This window comes from Rhodococcus sp. WWJCD1, from assembly GCF_002258735.1.
Classification (GTDB): domain Bacteria; phylum Actinomycetota; class Actinomycetes; order Mycobacteriales; family Mycobacteriaceae; genus Rhodococcoides.
In genome coordinates this window covers 22,651-43,468 of record NZ_NOXY01000012.1, presented here as the reverse complement: position 1 = coordinate 43,468, position 20,818 = coordinate 22,651, and the positions used below count along the sequence as shown (strand labels likewise).

Here is a 20,818-nt window from a genome sequence, read left to right as displayed (position 1 = left end):
CACTTGCCCGCGCCACGGAATCCGGCAACGCCTCGAATGGCGGGCTCGACTGGTGGTGTCGCGGACAAGCTAGGTAATAAGTACGAGTTGGCCTGGGCCATCCGTCATGCTTTGTTCTGCATCCAAGACGAGCGCCGCAGTCTCACGCTGGAAGAGATCGACCCGAAATTGGCTGACGGCTCGGAGTTCACCTACGTCAACGAGCACGGCAATATCTCGGTGACCCAGGTGAAGCGCCAGAACAACATCACCGATCACTGGACCGTCGCAGCCCTTAGGGGTCGGGGAGTTTTGGCGGCGGCTGCTCGTCATGTTGCCGATGGGCGTGAGTTCCACTTCAGCTCGATGACGCCAAGCGGGGCACTTCGCGTCATGGCAGGCCTGTCGCGGCAATCGGCTGACGTTACGCAGTTCGTCGCGCATCAACTCACGCGCGAGATGAGACCAACCTTCGATGAGCTGACCGCGGCGAATGTCTTCGGAAGCGTTGACAGGGCTTGGCAAACCCTGCGGGGGCTGTGGATCGAGATCGAAGTCGAAGAGCAGCTGATCAAAACCAACGCCACGCTCGCCGAAATGAGCTTGGAAGGTGCGACGGGCAATTTAACGGCGGTTGCTATTGGTGCCGTGTTGCTCGACAATCTGCGTACGCGAATGACCCGTCGCGGACTGCTCGACGCGCTTGCTCGCGACGGCATCACACCTCGCGATTCCATCGCACGGCAAACATCCCATGAGCAGGTGTTGGCAGCAACCCGGAGCTGGCGGGGCACGATCGAGCGTGAACTGCTTTCGCCGCCGATCGAGAGGCACGAAGCTCGCAATCTCGTCGACCTGATGTCTACGACCCGCGTCGCACTTGTAGTTGGGGCGGGCGGTGGTGGAAAGAGTTGTGTGCTTTACCAGGCTGCCCGGGAGTTCGAGACGCAGGACGCCGAGGTATTGGCGTTCCGGCTCGACCGCCGTGGTGCCTTCGGTTCGACAGTGGAACTGGGCAGTCATCTTGGCCTCTCGACCTCGCCGGTCGCGGCGCTGCGGCAAGCAGCAGACGGGCGTGACGCCTTCCTGATAATCGACCAACTCGACGCCGTATCGCTAGCGTCAGGGCGCCTGTCGGAGCGTTTCGACGTCATTGCCGATCTCATTCAAGAAGCAACGACTATTGACGGGGTGCGCGTCATCTTGGCGTGCCGACTGTTCGACGTGGAGAACGACCACCGCATCCGCAAACTCGTCGCGCGGAGCGAAGTCGAGCGCCTGACCGTCGAGCCGCTGTCAGACGAAGCGGCGGCGGACGCTGTCTCAGTCATGGGTCTCGATCCCGACTTACTCACCGCGACTCAACGTGCACTCCTCAGGTCGCCGCTCAACCTCGTCCTGCTCGAGACGATCGCCGACCAGCCAGCTGCCCTGAACTTCACCTCCAGAGGATCGCTCTTCGAAGCATTCTGGCAGCGCAAAGAACAGGCTTCTGAGCAGCGAAGGCCCGGAACGTTGTATAACGACGTGCTGGCTCGGATCGCCAACACCGCAAGCGACAACCAGGCGTTGTCCGTCCCCGTCGAAATCCTCGATCCTGGCGACTTCATCAAACACGCCCGAGTCCTCGCCTCCGAACAGGTCATCGCGATCGAAGATGGCCGGGTTTCTTTCTTTCACGAGACGCTCTTCGATTTCACATTCGCCCGCCAATGGCTGTCACGGCAGCAGTCGATGGTCGATTTCCTGTGCGCCCAGGAGCAAGAACTGTTCCGACGCGCGCAGGTGCGGCAGGTCCTCGAGCTTCTCCGTGAGCGAGATCCCGATCGGTTCCGGACTGAGGTCGAGGCGGTCCTGCTCAGCGCGCATGTTCGCTTCCACATCAAGGAGACGGTCGCGGCCGTCTTCGCGAACGTCGGCTCTCCGACGCCCGAGGATGTTGATCTTGTGCTGCGCCTTGCTGGCAGGGAATCGACGCTCACGAAACGGTTGTTGCTTCAGCTCGCGCGGCCTACTTGGTTCGGCCCCTTCTACGCCCAGGGGCACATCGAAAAGTGGCTCGACAGCGACAACGCAGCACTATGCGCCAGAGGTGTCCATTGGTTGGGCAACGCCGGCACCGAGCATGGCGACGAGGTGACTGAGCTTCTGAAGGAACGCAACCAGTCACCCGACTACGTGGCGTGGCTACTTTCGGTGACTCAGCGCACCGAGCTGCACCATCACCGGCAACTGTTCGAATTGTTGCTAGACGCAGTCCGTGCCGGCAGAATCAATCCAGCCGCTCAGAACTTCTGGTTCTCGGCACATGAGCTTGTGGAACACAAGCCACTCTGGGCAATCGAGATGCTCAAGGCCTGCTTCGTGGACAGTCCTTCAGCTCTGACGCTCGGCGGCGACGGCAAAGTAGCCCTTCTTGGCATTCGTCAGTACGGCGTCAATCAGATGATCGAGGCAGCGTGCAAAGCAGAGCCGCAAGCATTCGCCGAGGCGTTCGTGCCACACCTGTTGGAGGTCATGAAGGCGACATCCTACGACCGCCACGAGCAGGATCTTCTTCGTGACCGGCACTTCTGCTTGAGATTCCCAACGGAGCGGGGGTATCGCAAAGTCGATGACGCGTTGTACAACGGCTCGGCCAACGCCCTCGGAGTGTGGGCGCAAAGGTCGCCGCATACCGTCAAATCGATGCTGCAGCGCCTGGCTGCTAGCGAATACGACGCGGCGCAGTCGTTGTTGTATCGCGCCCTCATTGCCGGGGCCGTGACCTTTGCCCGGTGGGCAGCCGACCTGATTCTCCAAGGGGGCAACCGCCTGCAAGCGGGCTACCTATCCAATGTCCACTGGCTTTCGCGCGAGGTAGTCGAGGCCATCGCGCCGCACATCAGCGATGAGGTCCACTTGCAACTTGAGGAGTACTTCCGCGACCTTCCCGCGACATACCAATCTTCCGACCTCCACCACAGGCTCCAGTGGTTCGGAGACACCGCCTTCGAATTCCTCACAGCGCTCGACCCCGGACGGTTAACACCGTTTGGGCTTCGACGGCTGCAGGAGTACCAGCGCAAGTTCGGCCGCGATTTGCCCGAGCCACCGACCGGCATCATCACTTACACGGTCGGTTCTCCGATCGGTGGTCCAGCCACAGGCAAGATGAGCAATGCACAGTGGCTGCAGGCCATGGCGAAGCACGACAACGACGACCGTCAGGTCGGCAGCGAGGTAGGCGGTGCTCACGAGTTGTCGCAGCAGCTGAAGGCACGAACGGCTGAAGATCCGCTTCGGTTCGCTGAATTGGCCATGCAGTTGACGCCCGAGACGAATAAGGCCTACCCCAGCGCGATCCTGTGGGGCTTCGGAGAAGCCTCTATTCCAGGGGAGGCACGTCATGCCGTATTCGACGCGATTCGACATGTCATGAGCCTCGGTTTCAACGACTGCGACCGTTGGCTTGGTTGGGCGGTCCGCCACGTCTACGACGAGACACCCCTTGACATCGTTGAGATGGTCCTCGATCGGGCGCTGCACGCTCCTGACCCCGTCAACAACTCGCCCGTCTTCGTACGCCAAGACGACCATCAACCCGGGCGTGACTTGTTCCAGAACGGTTACAACACGTCACGAGGAAGCCTGGCCGAGTCGCTCGGCGACCTCCTGGTCCACGACCCTGACGGCACGCGCACGAAACTCGTGGCTCCGCACCTCACGCAACTGGCGAACGATTCGGTACTGAGTGTTCGCGCATGCGTCGCCCACACCATCGCTGCCTGCCTACGGCACGCACGGCCAGCGGCCTACACAGCCTTCGAACGCCTCATTGACGCTGACGATCTGCTGCTTGCCTCAGACAAAATGGACGATCTGATGATGTACATCGGAAATGCCAATCCAGAATTGATCGATCCAATCATCGATCGCATGCTCAGCTCAACAGATACCGAGGTCCGAAGGGCAGCGGGACGTATGGCGGCATTCGCCGCGATGCAATGGGGGCGTGCAGCCCTGATGGAGCAAGCTCTGGCCGGCGATGTGGAAGTTCGGGGCGGCCTGGCTGAGGTCTGTGCGGCAAGGATTGATCAATCCGCCGATTCGGAACTCGTGTTGTCCACCCTGCGCCACCTGATGCATGACGAGGACGATGACGTCCGTAACAGCGTTGGCAGTCTCGCCGGTCATCTGCGTGGAAACGATCTGCGCCCTTACGCCGAATTCCTGTCTGACTTGATCGCCTCACCAAGTTACGTACACGCAACCCCACAGTTGCTCATCACGCTGCAGGAAGCGCCGGACAAGGTCGATGACCTCGTCGACCTCGCTGCACATCAATTTCTGAATATCCACGGCGAAGACGTCGCTGACCTCGCGACCGGTGCTGCCGGGGATGCTCATTACATCTCGGAGCTTGTGATCCGTGGGTTGGCACAGACTCGCGACCCACGGCGCATCGAGGCGCTGCTGGATATCCTTGATCGCATGCTCGAACTCGGTGTTTACGGAGTCGATAGAGCAATTGACGGAGCGGTGCGCAACTAAACAGCACGCCACTGCTAACGGTGCGCATATTCACAGCCGGCTGCTGGGCGCGGGCATTGCCTGGGACGTGCTTCGTATCGTGGCCTCCGATCCAGAGGGGCAGGAATTCGGAAGACGATAGAAACGCCATCGGCACAACGGGTTTGAGCGCTTGGCATGTCGACCACGTTAAGGCTCACGCCATGTTGACTTCGATAGATGACTAGCCGGAGGCCAGGGCTGTCTGCGCTACCGTGGGTCACCCCTCGGTACACGCTCCGAGATCCGCGCTTCGGCAATCGATCCGGTGCAGTCGGAGCGCTGAGTCGAAGCTGGCGATGCTGTCCAGATTCGTGGACATGGCGCGGAACCAGGGCCAACGGCGGTGGTCCAGCGCTATTCGGCACGTATCGGTCGGGACGGTTACAGCTACCAAGGCTCCCCGAGTCTGCCGGGTCAAGTATTCTCTTCGAGAATCAGCCCAAGCACTTAACGCAGCAATCGACGAAAGTAATCATGCCCGAGGATCAGAACACAGACGTTCCACCGAATCACCTCGCGATCGATCCGCGGAGCCCCTTCTACAACGAAGAGGTTCTTCGCCGGGACGTGGGTATTCGCTTCAATGGCGTCGAGAAGACCAGTGTTCGCGAATACAACGTGACCGAGGGTTGGGTGCGTGTAGAAGTCCCTACCGCCAAGGATCGCTACGGAAATCCCATGCTCGTCAAGCTCAAGGGCACTGTCGAACCGTACTTCCGCGACGCACAATAGCGGGCTTAGCCCGGGGCCCAGTCGACGGTGGCACCGGCCACCACCATCGATTCGAGGGCTGACTGATGCTCGGCTTCGGTCGATCCCGCGCAGGCAGCGGAGTGGACCGTCACTCGATAGCCCAGTGAGCATGCGCGTTCTGCGGCGATCCGAACCCCGAAATCCGTCAGGTATCCGGTGATCACCACGTGTTCCACCCCGACGAGTCTCAGCTGGGCGTTCAGATCGGGGTTGGACCAGATGTCGCGGTCGAACTTCGTGGCGATGAGGTCTCCTGGCCGAGGCGTCATCGACGGGTGGAAGCGGGCACCGTCACCGTCCGCGTCGGAGCGCATCGGATCGGCTGCATCCCGGCTCAGATAGCGAGTGCACACCACCAGTGCACCTGTAGCGCGCTGGGCTGCACGGACCGATTCGGCGCGAGCCGTTGCGTCGGGATCGTGTCCGAGCTCGATGATCCAGGGCTGAAAGTCGATCTCCAACAATGCCGTTCGCGGCATGTCAGTAACGTGTTCCGACTGCAGCGGGGGCATCGTCGAGCGCGGTGAGATCCTCGGCGGTGAGCTGAAGCGCCAGTGCCGCGAGGTTGGCGTCGAAATGCTCGATGTTGGTGGTGCCGGGAATGGGAATTACATGGGTGCCCTGGGCGAGTACCCACGCCAATGCCACAGCGGCAGGGGTGGAGTCGTGCCTCGATGCAACAGCCGACACCACCTCGACGATCGATCGGTTCTGTTCGGCCGCATCTCTGGAAAATCGGGGAAGTGCCAACCGCATGTCGGTCGCCGGAAGTGCGGAGGTGTCGAGTGAACCGGTGAGGAACCCTCGACCCAGAGGCGAGAACGGCACGAACACCGCGTCGTTCTCACCCGTCCACTCGACGATGTTTCCCGCAGGCTCACCGTCGTGGGTAGTGCCCTGCCCCAGTGCGTTTCGAGTCCACAGGGATAGTTCGGACTGCACTGCAGCGACCGGATGAATGCTGTGGGCCACCTGTGCCTGCTCGACGGTGACCTCGCTGAGCCCCAGGGCGCGCACCTTTCCCGCCGCCACCAATTGGGACAGTGCTCCCCAGGAGTCCTCGATCGGCACCTGGTCGTCGACGCGGTGGAGGTAGTACAGATCGATGGTGTCCACACCGAGGTTCCGCAGGCTCGAGTCGCAGGCCTGCGCGAGGTGCTTCGGCGTACCGTTTCGCGTCAGAACAGGCGCGCCGCCGTCGGCGTTCCCGATCAGGCCGGCTTTCGTGGCGATCACAGCGTTCGTCCCGGCCAGAGCGCGGCCGACGACCCTCTCGTTGTGTCCGGCAGCGTAGGCGTCGCTGGTGTCGAAGAAGTCGATACCCGACGCGAGTGCGTGCGCCAGGATGGGTGCACCGGCAGTGTCCGAGGAGGTATCGGCACCGGTGTAGGCCCAGCTGATACCCATGCAGCCGAGGCCGATGGCACCGACATTGCGTCCGAGTGCCGGGACGTTACGAGTGGAAATCGACATGAATGCTCCTGTGCTCGTTAGTTGATGGGTGGACGACCGCGAGACCATCGCAGTCGAGACCCCCTGCGATCAGGTCCTCGTAGTGCGAGATTTTCGTTTCCAGCGCAGACCGTGCTTCGGCGAGACGACGTTGCTTCTCGTCGACCCGGACCCGGTGCGCGCTCAGAATGTCGATCCGTTCCTGATGTGTGGACGCACCCAGATTCACCAGAACCACGAATCGACGCATATCGGCCGTGGGCATCCCGGTCGACCGAAGACGAACCAGAAGTTGCACGAGTGCGACCAGTCTCGGGCTGAACGCGCGCCTACCCATCGGCGTGCGTGGGATCTCGGGTATCAGGCCCTCCCGCTCGTACCAACGCAACGTGTCCTGCGTCAGCCCCGAGGACTCGGCCATCTCGGCAATCCCGATACTCACGGGCTCGGTGTCGGTGGTGGCCGGTGAATGCGGTGTTGCGGTCATGGGCCAGACGCTACGTCTTCGAGTGCACTCCAACGCAAGCCGAAATCGGCCATGGGCTCACACCAGTCTGGCGTGCCCGTGAAAGAGCATGGCGGCGGCCGCGTCGGTGCGTTCGGAATCCCCCGTGGTGAAGCGATCGAGAAGTAGCCCTCGGAATCCCGCACCGACGTTTGTTGCCTGGATGATCGCCGTTGTGGACTCCATCCCACAACGGGCCATCGCGGCGGCCAAGGCGTCGGTGAGTGCGCGCACGCTGGCACGTGCGAATTCCGCGAGAACACCGGATTTGATGGACGCAATTCCGATGACCTGCATCAGGATTCGTGAGCTGACCGCATCGGTACCGTCGGTCATCGCCGTCCACAGTTGGTGCAATCGTTCCTCGAGCTGCTTCGAATCGCGGACGTCGCCGAACATCTCGTCGAATGCCGGCCGTTGACTTGTCAGCGCCTGCACGATCAGGTTCTCACGAGAATCGAAGTAGTAGATGAGCATTCGGGAACTGGTACCGAGTTCGGCTGCGAGCGGGCGAAGCGTCAAGTCGTCTAGTCCATGGGTGCCGATGTACTCGACCACACGGCCGAGCAGTTCGACTCGTTTGTCGTGATCGAGAGGACGGGCCATCACTTGACTGTACCGGTCGCTACATGTACTGATGTTGAGTATGAGTGAACCGATCGCTACACAAACTCCGCGCAACGCCGTCATCACCGGGTACGTTGCGACGACGGCACTGGCGGACGACGCCGACACCACCTGGGAGCGACTGCTCGACGGTCGGAGCGGGATCGGCCCCCTCGAGAGCGCGTTTGTCTCGGATTACGACCTGCCGGTTCGCATCGGAGGCGTCCTACGGATGGCACTATCCGACCATCTGACCCGTGTGGAACAGCGTAGACTGTCTTTCGTCGAACAGCTGGCGGTTGTGCTCGGACGGCGACTCTGGAGTGATGCAGGGCTGGACGATATGGACACGGATCGTCTCGCCGTGGCAGTGGGCACAGGATTGGGCGGCGGCGACGCTCTGATCGGTGCCGTCGACGCAATGAGGACGGGTGGCTACCGAAAGGTGTCGCCGATGTCGGTGCCCATGGTCATGCCGAACGGTCCTGCAGCTCACATCGGACTCGAGGTGGGAGCCCGTGCTGGGGTGTTCACGCCGGTATCGGCGTGCTCCTCTGGGTCGGAAGCCCTGGCTCATGCGTGGCGGTTGATTGCAACCGGCGAAGCAGATGTCGTCGTCGCGGGCGGCGTCGAGGGGCATATCGATGCCGTACCGATAGCGAGTTTTTCGATGATGCGTGCCATGAGCACGCGCAACGACGAACCGGCTCGCGCGTCGAGGCCGTTCGATCGTGATCGGGACGGATTCGTGTTCGGGGAGGCCGGAGCACTGTTGATCGTCGAGTCGGAGCAGCATGCACTGGCTCGCGGCGCGCGTATTCACGGCCGCCTCCTCGGTGCCGGAATTACCTCGGACGGGTTCCATATCGTGGCACCGGATCCGGAGGGTCGGGGAATTCGCAAGGCGATGAGAAAGGCCATCGACGCAGCGGGTTTGAGCACGCAAGATGTCGACCACGTCAACGCGCATGCCACGGCGACTCCGATAGGTGACCTGTCGGAGGCCAAGGCTATCGCCGCTGTCGTGGGAAATGCCTCCGTATACGCGCCGAAGTCCGCGCTCGGGCATTCCATCGGCGCAGTCGGCGCACTGGAAGCAATTCTCACCATGCTGTCGATCCGTGATGCGTTGGTGCCGCCCACGCTGAACCTCGACAATCAGGACCCTGCAATCGATCTCGATGTCGTTCGTTCGAGGCGCCGCCAGAAGATCGACTATGCGTTGAGCACTTCGGTCGGATTCGGCGGGCACAACGTCGCCCTCGCGTTCGGGCGTTACTGATTCCGAGTCGCGGGCCGCAGCGTTACCCACACGTCAAAGACGAGTAGTGCGCCGATCCCCACGATCGGATCGCCTGATTCGACTGCGAACGAATCGATTTCAGATGTCATCGGTTCGGCGTCGTAGAGCGGAAAGCTCTGGTCACATACGGCAGGTCGATCGTCGCCGACCCCTGCAGACCCAATTCGTCGAACAAGGTGGCAAGGTTCCGATCTATGCCGTTGCGCTCATCGGCCGTCGCGGTGATGTAGAAACTGCGCGATCGAACCAGGTCGGTCAGCAGCGGTCGGTTCACCGTGCGAGACCACGCCCATCGGCGCTCTTCGAGACGATCGAAGGGCTCCGCTATCGGCGGCGGACCGTCGTCGAACATGGCCATCGCTCCGCCGCGCGAGACCACGGAGTTGAGGCGTCGAACCCAGGGCTGTGACTCGTCGCGAATGTTCCAGATCAGACCCAGTGCGCCGCCGGGACGCAGGACCCGTCCGATCTCGCGTGACGCGGCCACCGGATCGACCCAGTGCCAGGCCTGTCCGAGCAGCACTCCATCGAGACTCTCGTCGTCTATCGGGAGGGACTCGGCAGTACCGACCAGGGTCGGGACACCCGGTACCGCGATCCGCAGAGCGTCGAGCATGGCGGTATCAGGGTCGACGGCAAAGGCGTCGCAGCCAGCGGCAACGATGCTTCGCGTGAGCTTGCCCGTGCCGGCACCGACGTCGGCGACACGTGGACGACGATCGGACGCGAGGGTGGGCTCCAACATCCACGCGACTGCGTCCGACGGGTATTCGGGACGAGCAGATTCGTACACCTCGGCGGCGGTCCCGAACGACGTCGAGCTGTTATCTCGGCTAACCATGAGGTCACGTTACCCGTCCGATTCGAGCTCGAGCTCGTAATAGAGAGCCTTGGGTCCATCGCCGCGTCCTTCGTGGCAGTCGAAGCCGCGCTTCTCGTAGACGTGGCGCGCTGCCTCGTCGTCTTCCGAGGTGTTGAGGTCCATGTAGGTGGCGCCCCTGCCGCGTGCGTGCTCGATGACGTCGTCGAGAAAGGTTGTGCCGTAGCCTTTCCCACGATGGACTGGCTGAATGTAGAACTCTGCGAGATAGGCCTCGATGTCGGCGCTCCACGTTCCGGTCCGGAATCGAAGAACCGCAACACCGATCGCGGGGGTCCCGAATGTCAGCACGCTGGTGTCACCGGATGTGACCAGCCTGTTCAAATGGGCCGCAAGCCATTCGGGCTCGGGTGCCGGGTCGTCGTACTCGCGATTGAAATCGACCAACAGGTTCGCGGCCTCGAAGAGCCCGTCGGAATCTCTGACGTCACGTGTGCCGGACATATCGACTCCTCGAGGTGTCAATTTTCTGGTTGAACAAGCTTTTTGGCATCGAGCAAACCGAGACCGGGATGCATTTCACGCAGCGAACGAATGGCTTCGACGGTTCTGCCGGATTCTGCGACCACCGCGTCGACATCCTCGGCTGGGACGGCCTCTGGATCAATCTTGTTGGGCGCGAGCCAGGACCGTCCGTGCCGGTACCAGAGCCACCGGGCCGCTACCGCCAGCACTACCAGCTTCGACCAGTTCCACATCGACGGTTCGGACACGATATCGGCGATCGCTGAAAATACGAGCAAGGCCAGCCAGATGCCGAGCAGGTACCGGGTCCAACGACGTTGACGATCGTTCATGCCTCCATGCTGTCACTGCCGTTCGATCCCGACAACGCGTCAGCGTCGCAATTCGGCATCGAGTTGAGTGAGAAGTGTGCCGAAACTCGTGCGCCCGGTGGCCGGTGCTGGAAAGCGGCGCAAGACCGAACGCACGGTCGGGTTGGCTCGATCTTGGATCCATTCCATCTGTTCTGCAACAGCATTGGAGTCCGTCAGCATCAGATGCACGGCAGAACCGAGAATGTGCTTGACCTGATGGGGGCTGTACAACGGATGGAGAAATGCGGCACCGGCGGCGTGCATTGCGGACAGTGCGGCGTCCGTGGCCGCAGATGCCGGCACCTCGCGGGCGGCCTTGTGCGCGTCCCAGGCGAGCTTGCGTAGCGCTCCAGTTCGCTCGCCGGACTCGAAAAACGCCTCAGCACCGTCGATTGCCAAGCCTGGACGCGAATCGTTGGGGCGGGCCAGCTCGTAGATCGGCAATGCGCGTCGGGCACAGGCCGCTGCGAAGGCCGTCACTCGTCGAATGTCGTCGAGACTCAGCTCCACTTCTGTGGGTTCGCCCACCTCAGGCCGCGCGGGTCCGGTTGCGGTTCAACATGAATCCGAATCGTCCGAGAACCAATCCGGTCAGCGCGCCGAGAGCTCCGGTCGCCACCGGGACAAGATACAGCCACGCAGAGCGAAGGATCAATGGATCGTAGTTGAGACGCCTATCCAAATCGGTGGAATAGCTGCGGCTCATCGTCACGCCCTCGAGGGGCTCGTACGAACCTTGATAGACGACGTCGTCCAGGTTGGTGGTCCAATCATCGATCAGGTACCAGCCCAGTGGAACCAATCCGATGACGAATCCGAACAGGAGCAGGAGGATGACGAGATTGCGCACCGTCTCAGGCTATTGCCCTCGTCAACCGTCGTACACCTCCATGGTGATGCAGAAGGGGTGGCCGGCGGGGTCGAGGAGAACTCGCCATCGCGGGTCGGGCTGCTGCGCTGCTTCTGTTGCCCCACATTCGACTGCATAAGCGACGGATTCGCCGAGGCTCACTCCCGCCGCGAGATCGAAGTGCACGATGGACGCCGACGGCCACGTGGGCGGGATGTAGTTCGCCACCTTCTGCGCAACGATGTTGAGGCCAGACTGCGTGCGAATCCCCGAGCTCGACGTGTTCTGCCACAACAACGTTCCGCCCAGAAGCGCGAGGTAGAAGCGAGCGAGCTCCCCCGGCTCGGGGCAGTCGATGGATATCCCTGCTACGTCGAGGCGTGGGCGCGACATGTCACGAGAATACGGTGGCTCCCAGCGTGACGACGACGATCACGAAGATGGCTAGGAGCAGCCAGCCCTCCCACGTGTGCGGGCTGATTCCCCAGCCGTACCGTTTCGGACCGAACCAGGTTCGGGGTGGATTGAAAGCCATAGCGCCGTCCTGAATGTTCGGAGTCGCGTCCACCCTACGAAAGCACCAGGCTATTCGCAATGGTAATGACTTGGTCATACACTCTCGTCTCCGAAATTTCAGCGATACAACTGCGCTGTTGCCGTCGCGCGTTGAGCCAGTTCGTCTCGAATTGAGCTCGGCTGCAGCACTGTTACGGCAGGCGCGCACTGCCAAAGGGCTCCCACAGCGTGATTGTGCCCGGAGAACTCGATGACTGCGAGGCGTCGTCCGTCGTCCTGCACTTGATCGCTGATCACTCGAACGACGTTCTTGGTCAACGAGATCCATGCCGAGCCCTCTACGAGGCAGGTGACTTCGATGTGAGCCAAACTTGCGCGAAAGGATGTCCGATGCGCCGTGAATGCCGCCTCCAGATCCACGGCGGCGCTGCGATGGGCGGCCTCGTCGAGGACGGTCAGGGTATCGATGCGCGATACTCGATAGACACGTTCGTTTCCCTCTCGGGCGGCGAGCAGGTACCAATGCTCGCCGGCGTAGACGAGCCCTACTGGGTCCAGGGTTCGGTCGGACAACTCGCCGCCGCGGTTGCGGTACGACATCCGTATCCGCACACCGTCGATGACGGCTCGCTGCAATTCCGGTAGATGGACCTCGGATTCGTGGGGAAACGCGAAACCGTCGGGCCGTACCAGGATTCGTTGTGACGCAGTGCTTGCCGCCGCTCGGTGGGCGTCGGGTATCGCGGCGACAACCTTGCGCATCGCGCTCGCGAACGCCGGGGTGGCGACGCGTCCCGCGCCGGAAGCGAGCAATGCCGTCGCCTCGGCGGCCGTCAGACCGGTCAGCTCGGTCCGATAGCCAGGCAGCAGACTGATGCCACCACCGCGACCGCGATCGGTGTAGACCGGTATGCCCGCAGAGGACAACGCTTCTATGTCGCGCAATACGGTGCGCGTGGACACTTCGAGCTGGGCGGCGATGTCGGCAGCATTCAGCCTGCCCCGGTGTTGGAGCAGCATGACGATGGACAACAGCCGGTCTGCGCGCACTCGAAAAGTCTCTCACCGAAACATGACAGAAGATGTCATGTTCAGTCGATTTACTTCTACTCAGCAGGCCACACCAGGCGGCCGCGGAACGGAAGGCTCAACAATGGACACCATCGAGACCACACAGCAGACTGACCCGCGCGAGGTGTACTTCACCTCCGCTGCTTGGGTGAGCGGCCTGCTCGCAGGGGTGCGCGCCGACCAACTGGACCTTCCCACCCCATGCGACGAGTTCGATGTCCGGACTCTGGCCGGTCACCTCGTCGCGACGGTGGCCAGGTTGATCGCGATCGCCGAACTGGGTAGCCCGGACTCGGTTTCGCCGTTCTCTCCTGACCACGACGCCGCATCGTTCGACACTCTGGTGGAGCAGGCGCGCGCGGCCTGGGCCGACGACGCGGCACTCGACGCCCCTGTCGTCGTTCCGTGGGGTGAAGTCCCAGGGCGATCGGCTGTCTGGGGCTATTCGCGGGAGTTACTGGTGCACGGATGGGATCTTGCTGTTGCGACGGGGCAACCGGCCCATGCCGACCCTGCGCTCATCGATCCGGTAGCCGTGGAACTTCGAGCACTGCTTCCGGCGGAGAGTCGGGTTCCGGGAGTCCCCTTCGGGCCCATCGTGGAACCCCGTTCTGAGGCAGGGCCGTTGGAACGCCTGGCGAACTTCGCGGGCCGGTCGTCGGACGGTTGGGTGTAGCACGATGCCCTTGACCTCGAGTGCACTCGAGGTTGCAGGGTGGGTCTCATGCAGATGACCTTCGACGAGTTGCCCAAACTGATGACGCTGATGACCGGCGACGAAAAGCACGGTGCGAGCTCCACATCCACGTTGGACGTGCTGTGGGTGCTGTACTCCGACATTCTTCGTCTCGACGCGGCCAAACCGGATGACCCCGATCGCGACAGGTTCTACCTCTCCAAGGGACACGGCCCGATGGCGTATTACGCGGTGCTCGCCGCGCGGGGGTTCCTCTCGCCGACCGAGCTCGCGTCGTTCGGCAGCTACCACTCACCGCTCGGCAATCATCCGGACCGCACGCTGATTCCCGGGGTGGACATCGGATCGGGGTCACTCGGTCATGGTCTGGCGCTGGCAGCCGGAACTGCTGTGGCGCTGCAGATCCAGCGGAGCGAGGCCCGGGTGTTCGTACTGATCGGTGACGCCGAGCTCGACGAGGGCAGCAACATGGAGGCCATCCAATTCGCCGGGCGATCGCAGCTGGGAAACCTGACCACTGTGGTGATCGACAACGATTCGGCCGGCCTGGGTTGGCCAGGTGGCATCGCCTCGCGCTTCGCTGTCGAGGGGTGGTCAACATCCGACGTAGACGGCCGAGACCACAGTGCGCTCCAGCAGGCGTTTCGCATCGATCACGGCGACCGGCCCCACGTGGTGGTCGCCCACGTGGAGAAGAAGGAGAACTGAAATGACGTCGACGCTGAACAGGACCGCGGATCAGCGCGAACACCTCTACCGTCTGGTGCCGGAGCTGTTGGCGCAGGACGAGCGAATCGTGTTGGTGTTGGCCGAGGTCGGTGTTGCCTATCTCGAGCCGCACCTCACTCCTGACATCCGATCGCGGGTGGTCAACGTGGGTATTCGAGAGCAGGCGATGATCGGTGTCGCGGGCGGTATGGCGCTCGCGGGCTTGCGTCCGATCGTGCACACTTTCCCACCGTTTCTGATCGAGCGGCCCTTCGAGCATGTGAAACTCGATCTGGGACATCAGGATGTCGGCGCGATCCTGGTCAGCTCGGGCGGCTCCTACGGGTGGCCACAGGGCGGTGAGACGCACTTCGGCCAACGCGATGTCGCACTACTCGACACCCTGGACGGGTGGACGGTGCACGTGCCCGGGCACGTCGACGAGGTCGAATGGATGCTGCGCGGTGCGGCTGCATCCGACGATCGCGTCTACATCAGGCTCGACGGTGTCTCGAACGATCATTCGTACGGTCGACCCGGAGGTTCGATGGCCGTTCTGCAACAGGGTAATTGCGGCACTGTGATCTCGGTCGGTCCGATGACGGACCGGGTCCTGGCCGCGGCCCGTGGACGTGACGTCACCGTGCTGCACACCTCGACGATAAGGCCGTTCGACGGTACAACTCTCCGAGAGACGCTGATAGCGCCGGACGTCATGATCGTCGAGCCCTATCTTGCGGGAACCTCTGTGCCGCATATCGATCGAGCGGTGGCGGACATACGGCATCGAGTGCTGGGGATCGGTGTGGAGCCTGGAGAGCGTAGGAAGTACGGAACGGTGGCCCAACACGACCGAGCCAACAGCCTCGACATCGAGGGGCTGTCCCGGTCGATGGACGACTTCTTCGAGTGATCAGTGTTGGCGGCGCTCGTACCTGGCCTTGGCGACGCTGTGAGCAGACTCGAGGAGTTCCCCGATCTGGGATTCGGTCCGCGAAGACGGGTTGACCACCGACAACCAGCCCGCAGTGCCGTAGTGAGGGTGGGCGGCAAGGGTGTCGTCGGTGTCGGCCTGGGGTGCGTGAGCTGCTTCGCGTGGGTGCACTCCCAGTAGTCGCTCGAATTCCGGCTTTCCCGCAACGACATTGACACGGAACGCGTCGGGCCGGTCCAGCCGAGACAACTCGTCACCGGGATAGTTCTTCGTCACGATGGTTGCGAACGGCTGGGTGGACGTCGGAACAGTCCCGTCCGGCGAGTAGTAGAAGAACACGTCGCCCCATGCGAGTTCCGGAGTCCCATCACCCTCCCGAGGCCGCTGCGCCAACGTGCCGTCGAAGCTGCCGACCAGATTGACGATGTCGTCGAGTGTCATGAATCGATGGTCACATGTTCGGCCGCTCTTGCCCAGAGTCACCTCGTCGAAGTCGCTGTCGCGCGATGGATGATCGATTCGATTCGATCGGCGTCGTCGGAATCTCTCGGTGCGTACAGGAAGACGTAAGTCTCGGGTAGTCCGAACACGGGGCGTCCTGCCAGCGGGTGCAGTTCACCCCACCCCGCGGATATGACGGTCTGCGCATCGTCCGGTTGCAGTACGACGTGCAACGAACCTTCGGTCTCGTGTACGTGCACGATTTCGCCTTTGGTTCGGGAGATCCAGGGCGAAGCAGAACGGAGATCGGATAGATAGAGCGCCTCCCCTCTACGCTCGAATCGACTGCGCTCCAGATGAAACGGTCCATCCGACGACGCCTCGGCGGTGACGGCAGCAATCAGCCGCGCGATCAGAGCACTGGTACCCCGATCGTTGAGCTGGCGATGGGGAATCGGGTACGGCGCGATCGTCGGCCGTGGTCCAGGGCGACGTTCGAGCTGCCAGTGCATACCGGTACCGGATGTACCGTCGACACGAAGTGCGTCGCGTCGCGCAAATGGTCTCAGTGCGGTGGTGATCAGCCAGCCACCGACATTGGCGGGAAGTCCTCCCGGCCCCAGTTCCATCCACGCGGTGTAGTCGTTCTTGACCTTCTTCACCGGGTCAATCTAGCTGCTGGGTCGATCCAGCTGGTTGGTGTTCGTCAGGGCCGCGTACATCGTCGGATGTACAGCGAGATACCCGCACAGACCGATGTGCAGACGAATACCGACTCGTAGCGTTGGTCAGGTCAACGAAACATCGAATGCGAAGGGACCATCATGCAGGTCGCAACATTTCTTTCTCAGCAACCGTCGACCACCGAGCAGGTGCTCGGTGTGGGATTGGGAACCCTGGGCCTGGTGATCGCTCTGGTGCTGACGTTCGGTGCGGTGTTCTTGTTCATCGCCGCGCTCATCAGCATCATGCGTTCCCCCAACTACACCGTCGCCGGGCGGGCAGTGTGGATCTTCGTCGTACTGGCGTTTCCCTTCCTCGGTCCCCTGGTCTGGTTCGTGTGGGGTCGCAAGTCGACCTTCGCCGTGGATGTTTCCCACAGCCTCAGATGATGGAACCGATCGTGCGCGCAGCATCGGGGAACTCGCCGGGGTTGGGGCCGGCATAGTTGAGTCGAAGGTACTTGCCGGTGGGTTCGGCCGGAAAGTAATCGCTTCCGGCCCCGACGATGACACCGGCGGATTTGCATTGCTGCACAATCTGTTCCAGATCGACGTCGTCGCGCAGGCGCATCCACAGATTGAGCCCACCGCGCGGCACAGCATCGAGATGGCCGCGAGGTGCGAACTCGATCAGGCTGTTCGCCAACAAGTCCCGTCGAGAGGCCAATTGTGTGCGCAGATGCCGGAGATGGGTACGCCAGGCGGGTTGCGTCACCACGTCCAGCGCGACTGTTTGCAGTATCCCGCTGACGTACATCGACTCGGCACCGGTGTCTGCGAGGATTCGCTCGTGTGCGGGGCCGCGAGCGATCAAGCCTGCCAATCGAACCGACGGCGACACCGTCTTGGTTAGCGATCGTAGGTACACCACATGCCCGGCGTCGTCCCGTGCCGCCAATGGATTCGGCTCGGCAGTGATGCCGAAATCGTGGGCCGAGTCGTCCTCGATCAGGAATGCGCCGTGCCGTCGCACAGTGTCGAGAACCTGCTCGCCGAGCGCAGGCGACCAATGGGCTCCGGTCGGGCTGGCAAACGTGGGTTGGGCATAGAACGCCCGAGAGCCGGTGCGCGCGAACGCCTGTGCCAGAGCATCGGGGTCAGGACCGTGCACTCCGCTGGGGACCGGTACCACGCGAACGCCCGCCTGGGTGGCAGCGAGAATCGCGCCCCAATACGTCGGCGATTCCATCAGTAGCGGACGGCCTGCGCCGACGAGCGCCCGGAATGCGGTACTGAGGCCGGTCTGGCTGCCGGGAATGATGACGACATCGCTCGCCGACGGCGGAGTGACGCCCAGCGGCGTGGAGGCCCCCAACTCCGCTGCGAACCACGCCCGCAATTCGGGCAGTCCGGCGGTCGGGGGCCGAGCTATCACCGCGTCGGTGCGGGATGCGCGAGTGAATGCAGCGTGAACGAGTCTCTCCGGCAACAGCTCCCGAGCCGGATAGCCCGAATGCAGTGCGATCACATCGCTCGACGTGGACTGTAGGGCGGCCGGAAGTTGCAGTCGGTTGCCCGGCGCTCCCAGTGCCGCCGTCTGCCACCCGTAGTCGTTGGGCCGCGCCGTACGTACGGTTCTGACGAATGTGCCGACACCAGGGCGGCTTTCGATGACGCCTTGCGCGGTGAGGGTGCGCAGCGCCTTCTGCACCGTGACCGGACTGGCCGAATGCTGGGCCACCAGGGAGCGGGTGGACGGCAGCTTCGCCTCGGGGGGCGCGGTCGCGATCCACTGCTTCAATGCGTCCACAATCCGTGAACTGCTATCGTCGGACATGACACAGCATAGTAGCGCTACTCGTTCCGGTGCGAGCCCGCTATCGCGCGCCGGATTGTTGTGGGGCTTGGCAGGCGTCACTGCATTCTCGTTCACCGTTCCGCTCACTCGCATCGCCGTCACCGGAGGCCTGTCACCGCTCTTCGTCGGTACCGGGCGCGCCGTGTTCGCCGCCGCATTGGCGACAGTTGCGCTGGCAGCGACGAGACAACGGCTCCCCCAGGGTGGACAGTGGGGTCGGCTGGCCGTGATCGCGGCCGGTGTCGTCATCGGCTTTCCGGTACTCACCTCGTATGCCCTCACCACGGCATCCGCCGGTCACAGCGCCGTCGTCATCGCACTGCTCCCGGCGGCCACCGCCGTTGTCGCGGTGGTACGAGAACGACAACGAGTCCGGCCGATGTTCTGGCTGGTCGCCGCCGTGGGCGCTGCCGTCGCGATCGGATTTGCGGCCGTTCGGGCCGGCCGGCCGGCCGGGCTCGGGTGGTCGGACCTGTTGCTCCTCGGGGCGGTTGTCGCAGCGGCGGTGGGCTACGCCGAAGGGGGCTTGCTGGCCCGCGAACTCGGGGCCTGGCAGACGGTCTCGTGGGCTCTGGTGGTGAGCGTTCCGGTGACCGGTGCGTTGGCCGCTTTCTCGTGGTGGGAGCAGCCGTCGACAGCAGGTGCACCCGAGTGGGCATCGTTCGCCTACCTGGCGGTGGTGAGCATGTACCTCGGGTTCTTCGCCTGGTATCGGGGCCTGGCCATCGGCCCCATGTCGAGCGTGAGCCAGATTCAGCTGATCCAACCGGTGCTCACCATCTGCTGGGCCGCGATCATCCTGCGCGAGGGGTTGACGTGGCCGGTGGTCGGGGGTGGAGCGGCGGTCATCGCATGTGCAACAGTGGCGGTCCGGACCCGGATGTCGCCGTCCGTTCGACAGGAGGAACTTTCGGAATGACGAAATCGATCGATCAGGCGCGCAAGCTCGAGAATGTTCGCTACGACATTCGTGGACGCATTCTGGACAAGACCGAGGAGCTCGAGGAGCAGGGACACACCATCCTGCGCCTCAACGTCGGCAATCCTGCGCCCTTCGGGTTCGAGGCACCGGACGAGATCATGATGGCCATGATCCGAAATCTGCCCACGGCACAGGGCTACTCGGATTCCAGAGGCCTGTTCTCCGCCCGCACCGCGGTGGTGCAGTACTACCAGACCAAGGGATTGACCGATCTGGATCTCGACGTCGGCAACGTCTACCTCGGCAACGGGGTCTCCGAGCTGATCACGATGACGATGCAGGCTCTGTGCAACCCGGAGGACGAGATTCTGATTCCGTCGCCCGATTACCCGCTGTGGACGGGATCGGTGGCGCTCGCCGGTGGCACACCCGTCCACTACCTGGCCGACGAGAGTCAGGACTGGGCCCCGGACTTCGAGGATCTCGAAGCCAAGATCACGCCCCGCACCCGCGCGATCGTGGTGATCAACCCGAACAACCCGACGGGGGCGGTGTATCCGCGCGAGGCACTCCAGCGGTTCGTCGAACTGGCGCGTGAGCACGATCTGATACTGCTCGCCGACGAGATTTACGAGAAGATCGTCTACGACGGTGCAGAGATGACGAATCTCGCCACTCTGACCGGCAAAGATGTTCTGTGCTTGACGTATTCGGGTCTCTCGAAGGCATACCGGGTGTGTGGATTTCGGGCCGGATGGTTGGCGGTAACCGGGCCGCGTCGACGTGCGGCGAGTTTCATCGAGGGCATCACCCTGTTGTCCAACATGCGGATGTGCGCAAACGTACCGGCACAGCACGCAATACAGACTGCGCTCGGCGGCAGGCAGTCGATCGAAGATCTCCTTCTTCCGGCCGGGCGGCTGACCGCGCAACGTGACCTCGCGCATCGCATGCTCAACTCGATCGACGGAATCAGCTGCGTGCAAGCAGCGGGTGCGCTGTACATGTTCCCGAAACTCGACACGGACCGCTTCGGGATCGTCGACGACGAGAAGTTCGTACTCGACCTCCTCGAGTCGGAGAAAATTCTCGTCAGTCACGGCCGTGCCTTCAATTGGGATGTGCCCGATCACTTCCGACTCGTCACTCTGCCCAACGTCGACGATCTCGCCACTGCGCTCGAACGTCTCGGCAATTTTCTCAGCTCGTATTCGCAGTAGGACTTCTGCTCGAGCTGATTTTAATTCCGTGCCGGGTAGTGCACGGGGTCGTTCATGCAGATAAAGCCCCTGATCGATGTCCTACACGG

At 62.6% G+C, this 20,818-nt stretch carries 24 protein-coding genes; 9 read left to right on the top strand and 15 right to left on the bottom strand.

Features of this window, described 5'->3' with window-relative positions:
- Window positions 1-36 precede the first annotated feature (36 nt).
- Together CH286_RS07940 and CH286_RS07935 are read left to right on the top strand one after the other, a co-directional pair.
- Window positions 37-4,512, top strand: a complete 4,476-nt coding sequence (locus CH286_RS07940) for a hypothetical protein (RefSeq protein ID WP_094608885.1) — start codon at window positions 37-39, stop codon at window positions 4,510-4,512.
- Window positions 4,513-5,007: 495 nt separating this feature from the next.
- Window positions 5,008-5,265: a DUF3297 family protein gene (locus CH286_RS07935; RefSeq protein WP_032378696.1), complete on the top strand. Its 258-nt coding sequence runs from the start codon at window positions 5,008-5,010 to the stop codon at window positions 5,263-5,265.
- Window positions 5,266-5,270: 5 nt separating this feature from the next.
- Here CH286_RS07935 and CH286_RS07930 read toward each other — a convergent pair whose 3' ends face one another.
- The 4 genes from CH286_RS07930 to CH286_RS07915 are packed head-to-tail and all read right to left on the bottom strand — an operon-like array spanning window position 5,271 to window position 7,849.
- Window positions 5,271-5,765 carry a cysteine hydrolase family protein gene (locus CH286_RS07930; protein ID WP_176458178.1) on the bottom strand — a complete coding sequence of 165 codons (495 nt, stop codon included), beginning with the start codon at window positions 5,763-5,765 and terminating at the stop codon, window positions 5,271-5,273.
- A gap of 1 nt (window position 5,766) precedes the next feature.
- On the bottom strand, window positions 5,767-6,759 hold the full coding sequence (locus tag CH286_RS07925; RefSeq protein WP_094608883.1) for an aldo/keto reductase: 993 nt from the start codon (window positions 6,757-6,759) through the stop codon (window positions 5,767-5,769).
- Window positions 6,740-7,225: a MerR family transcriptional regulator gene (locus tag CH286_RS07920; protein WP_094608882.1), complete on the bottom strand. Its 486-nt coding sequence runs from the start codon at window positions 7,223-7,225 to the stop codon at window positions 6,740-6,742. Before CH286_RS07920 ends, CH286_RS07925 begins: the two co-directional genes overlap by 20 nt.
- Before the next feature lie 57 nt (window positions 7,226-7,282).
- On the bottom strand, window positions 7,283-7,849 hold the full coding sequence (locus CH286_RS07915) for a TetR family transcriptional regulator (RefSeq protein WP_094608881.1): 567 nt from the start codon (window positions 7,847-7,849) through the stop codon (window positions 7,283-7,285).
- 31 nt (window positions 7,850-7,880) lie between these two features.
- On the opposite strand from CH286_RS07915, the gene CH286_RS07910 reads away from it, so the two are divergent.
- On the top strand, window positions 7,881-9,131 hold the full coding sequence (locus CH286_RS07910; RefSeq protein ID WP_441347107.1) for a KasA/KasB family beta-ketoacyl-ACP synthase: 1,251 nt from the start codon (window positions 7,881-7,883) through the stop codon (window positions 9,129-9,131).
- A 106-nt stretch (window positions 9,132-9,237) separates the two neighbouring features.
- On the opposite strand, the gene CH286_RS07905 is transcribed toward CH286_RS07910, so the two are convergent.
- The 8 genes from CH286_RS07905 to CH286_RS07875 form a co-directional block, all read right to left on the bottom strand.
- Window positions 9,238-9,993, bottom strand: coding sequence for a class I SAM-dependent methyltransferase (locus tag CH286_RS07905; RefSeq protein ID WP_094608879.1), 756 nt, complete (start codon window positions 9,991-9,993; stop codon window positions 9,238-9,240).
- 9 nt (window positions 9,994-10,002) lie between these two features.
- Window positions 10,003-10,476, bottom strand: a complete 474-nt coding sequence (locus CH286_RS07900) for a GNAT family N-acetyltransferase (protein WP_094608878.1) — start codon at window positions 10,474-10,476, stop codon at window positions 10,003-10,005.
- Between the two features lie 17 nt (window positions 10,477-10,493).
- Window positions 10,494-10,829, bottom strand: a complete 336-nt coding sequence (locus CH286_RS07895) for a hypothetical protein (RefSeq protein WP_094608877.1) — start codon at window positions 10,827-10,829, stop codon at window positions 10,494-10,496.
- 39 nt (window positions 10,830-10,868) lie between these two features.
- Window positions 10,869-11,378 (bottom strand): putative immunity protein, encoded by a 510-nt coding sequence (locus tag CH286_RS07890; protein ID WP_217902910.1) that lies wholly within the window; start codon window positions 11,376-11,378, stop codon window positions 10,869-10,871.
- Window position 11,379: 1 nt separating this feature from the next.
- The gene (locus CH286_RS07885; RefSeq protein ID WP_094608876.1) at window positions 11,380-11,700 is read right to left on the bottom strand and encodes a hypothetical protein; all 321 of its coding nucleotides are present in this window, start codon (window positions 11,698-11,700) and stop codon (window positions 11,380-11,382) included.
- Window positions 11,701-11,721: 21 nt separating this feature from the next.
- A complete protein-coding gene (locus CH286_RS07880) occupies window positions 11,722-12,093 on the bottom strand; it encodes a VOC family protein (RefSeq protein WP_094608875.1) in 372 nt (123 codons plus the stop codon).
- Between the two features lies 1 nt (window position 12,094).
- Window positions 12,095-12,235 (bottom strand): hypothetical protein, encoded by a 141-nt coding sequence (locus CH286_RS27815; RefSeq protein WP_165712588.1) that lies wholly within the window; start codon window positions 12,233-12,235, stop codon window positions 12,095-12,097.
- A 98-nt stretch (window positions 12,236-12,333) separates the two neighbouring features.
- Window positions 12,334-13,266, bottom strand: a complete 933-nt coding sequence (locus tag CH286_RS07875; protein ID WP_032402773.1) for a helix-turn-helix transcriptional regulator — start codon at window positions 13,264-13,266, stop codon at window positions 12,334-12,336.
- Between the two features lie 103 nt (window positions 13,267-13,369).
- Between CH286_RS07875 and CH286_RS07870 the strand changes: the two genes are divergently transcribed.
- Genes CH286_RS07870 through CH286_RS07860 form a run of 3 tightly spaced genes read left to right on the top strand, consistent with a single transcriptional unit; the run spans window position 13,370 to window position 15,605 of the window.
- Window positions 13,370-13,963 carry a TIGR03086 family metal-binding protein gene (locus tag CH286_RS07870; protein WP_032402774.1) on the top strand — a complete coding sequence of 198 codons (594 nt, stop codon included), beginning with the start codon at window positions 13,370-13,372 and terminating at the stop codon, window positions 13,961-13,963.
- Window positions 13,964-14,011: 48 nt separating this feature from the next.
- Window positions 14,012-14,692, top strand: a complete 681-nt coding sequence (locus CH286_RS07865; protein ID WP_094609081.1) for a thiamine pyrophosphate-dependent enzyme — start codon at window positions 14,012-14,014, stop codon at window positions 14,690-14,692.
- A 1-nt stretch (window position 14,693) separates the two neighbouring features.
- Window positions 14,694-15,605 carry a transketolase family protein gene (locus tag CH286_RS07860; protein WP_094608874.1) on the top strand — a complete coding sequence of 304 codons (912 nt, stop codon included), beginning with the start codon at window positions 14,694-14,696 and terminating at the stop codon, window positions 15,603-15,605.
- Here CH286_RS07860 and CH286_RS07855 read toward each other — a convergent pair whose 3' ends face one another.
- Window positions 15,606-16,067, bottom strand: a complete 462-nt coding sequence (locus CH286_RS07855; protein ID WP_094609080.1) for a DUF6194 family protein — start codon at window positions 16,065-16,067, stop codon at window positions 15,606-15,608. It abuts the gene before it with no gap.
- Window positions 16,068-16,105: 38 nt separating this feature from the next.
- Window positions 16,106-16,729, bottom strand: a complete 624-nt coding sequence (locus CH286_RS07850) for a luciferase domain-containing protein (protein ID WP_094608873.1) — start codon at window positions 16,727-16,729, stop codon at window positions 16,106-16,108.
- 162 nt (window positions 16,730-16,891) lie between these two features.
- Here CH286_RS07850 and CH286_RS07845 point away from each other — a divergent pair, with 162 nt between their 5' ends.
- Complete coding sequence (locus CH286_RS07845) at window positions 16,892-17,179, top strand: PLD nuclease N-terminal domain-containing protein (protein ID WP_037152001.1); 288 nt, start codon at window positions 16,892-16,894, stop codon at window positions 17,177-17,179.
- Here the strand turns inward: CH286_RS07845 and CH286_RS07840 are convergent.
- Window positions 17,172-18,566, bottom strand: coding sequence for an aminotransferase-like domain-containing protein (locus CH286_RS07840; RefSeq protein WP_037151999.1), 1,395 nt, complete (start codon window positions 18,564-18,566; stop codon window positions 17,172-17,174). The two genes, CH286_RS07845 and CH286_RS07840, sit on opposite strands and share 8 nt — an antisense overlap.
- Between CH286_RS07840 and CH286_RS07835 the strand changes: the two genes are divergently transcribed.
- Together CH286_RS07835 and CH286_RS07830 are read left to right on the top strand one after the other, a co-directional pair.
- Entirely contained in the window at window positions 18,565-19,506 is a 942-nt protein-coding gene (locus CH286_RS07835) for a DMT family transporter (protein ID WP_094608872.1), read from the top strand. The two genes, CH286_RS07840 and CH286_RS07835, sit on opposite strands and share 2 nt — an antisense overlap.
- Entirely contained in the window at window positions 19,503-20,729 is a 1,227-nt protein-coding gene (locus CH286_RS07830) for a pyridoxal phosphate-dependent aminotransferase (RefSeq protein WP_032378677.1), read from the top strand. Before CH286_RS07835 ends, CH286_RS07830 begins: the two co-directional genes overlap by 4 nt.
- Window positions 20,730-20,818 lie beyond the last annotated feature (89 nt).

Coding starts and splice junctions, on each gene's coding strand:
- CH286_RS07905 (WP_094608879.1), bottom strand. CDS start 9,993: ATGGTTAGCCGAGATAACAGCTCGACGTCGTTCGGGACCGCCGCCGAG.
- CH286_RS07840 (WP_037151999.1), bottom strand. CDS start 18,566: ATGTCCGACGATAGCAGTTCACGGATTGTGGACGCATTGAAGCAGTGG.
- CH286_RS07830 (WP_032378677.1), top strand. CDS start 19,503: ATGACGAAATCGATCGATCAGGCGCGCAAGCTCGAGAATGTTCGCTAC.
- CH286_RS07910 (WP_441347107.1), top strand. CDS start 7,881: ATGTTGAGTATGAGTGAACCGATCGCTACACAAACTCCGCGCAACGCC.
- CH286_RS07920 (WP_094608882.1), bottom strand. CDS start 7,225: ATGACCGCAACACCGCATTCACCGGCCACCACCGACACCGAGCCCGTG.
- CH286_RS07915 (WP_094608881.1), bottom strand. CDS start 7,849: ATGGCCCGTCCTCTCGATCACGACAAACGAGTCGAACTGCTCGGCCGT.
- CH286_RS07855 (WP_094609080.1), bottom strand. CDS start 16,067: ATGACACTCGACGACATCGTCAATCTGGTCGGCAGCTTCGACGGCACG.
- CH286_RS07880 (WP_094608875.1), bottom strand. CDS start 12,093: ATGTCGCGCCCACGCCTCGACGTAGCAGGGATATCCATCGACTGCCCC.
- CH286_RS27815 (WP_165712588.1), bottom strand. CDS start 12,235: ATGGCTTTCAATCCACCCCGAACCTGGTTCGGTCCGAAACGGTACGGC.
- CH286_RS07865 (WP_094609081.1), top strand. CDS start 14,012: ATGCAGATGACCTTCGACGAGTTGCCCAAACTGATGACGCTGATGACC.
- CH286_RS07895 (WP_094608877.1), bottom strand. CDS start 10,829: ATGAACGATCGTCAACGTCGTTGGACCCGGTACCTGCTCGGCATCTGG.
- CH286_RS07870 (WP_032402774.1), top strand. CDS start 13,370: ATGGACACCATCGAGACCACACAGCAGACTGACCCGCGCGAGGTGTAC.
- CH286_RS07845 (WP_037152001.1), top strand. CDS start 16,892: ATGCAGGTCGCAACATTTCTTTCTCAGCAACCGTCGACCACCGAGCAG.
- CH286_RS07835 (WP_094608872.1), top strand. CDS start 18,565: ATGACACAGCATAGTAGCGCTACTCGTTCCGGTGCGAGCCCGCTATCG.
- CH286_RS07935 (WP_032378696.1), top strand. CDS start 5,008: ATGCCCGAGGATCAGAACACAGACGTTCCACCGAATCACCTCGCGATC.
- CH286_RS07925 (WP_094608883.1), bottom strand. CDS start 6,759: ATGTCGATTTCCACTCGTAACGTCCCGGCACTCGGACGCAATGTCGGT.
- CH286_RS07940 (WP_094608885.1), top strand. CDS start 37: ATGGCGGGCTCGACTGGTGGTGTCGCGGACAAGCTAGGTAATAAGTAC.
- CH286_RS07860 (WP_094608874.1), top strand. CDS start 14,694: ATGACGTCGACGCTGAACAGGACCGCGGATCAGCGCGAACACCTCTAC.
- CH286_RS07930 (WP_176458178.1), bottom strand. CDS start 5,765: ATGCCGCGAACGGCATTGTTGGAGATCGACTTTCAGCCCTGGATCATC.
- CH286_RS07900 (WP_094608878.1), bottom strand. CDS start 10,476: ATGTCCGGCACACGTGACGTCAGAGATTCCGACGGGCTCTTCGAGGCC.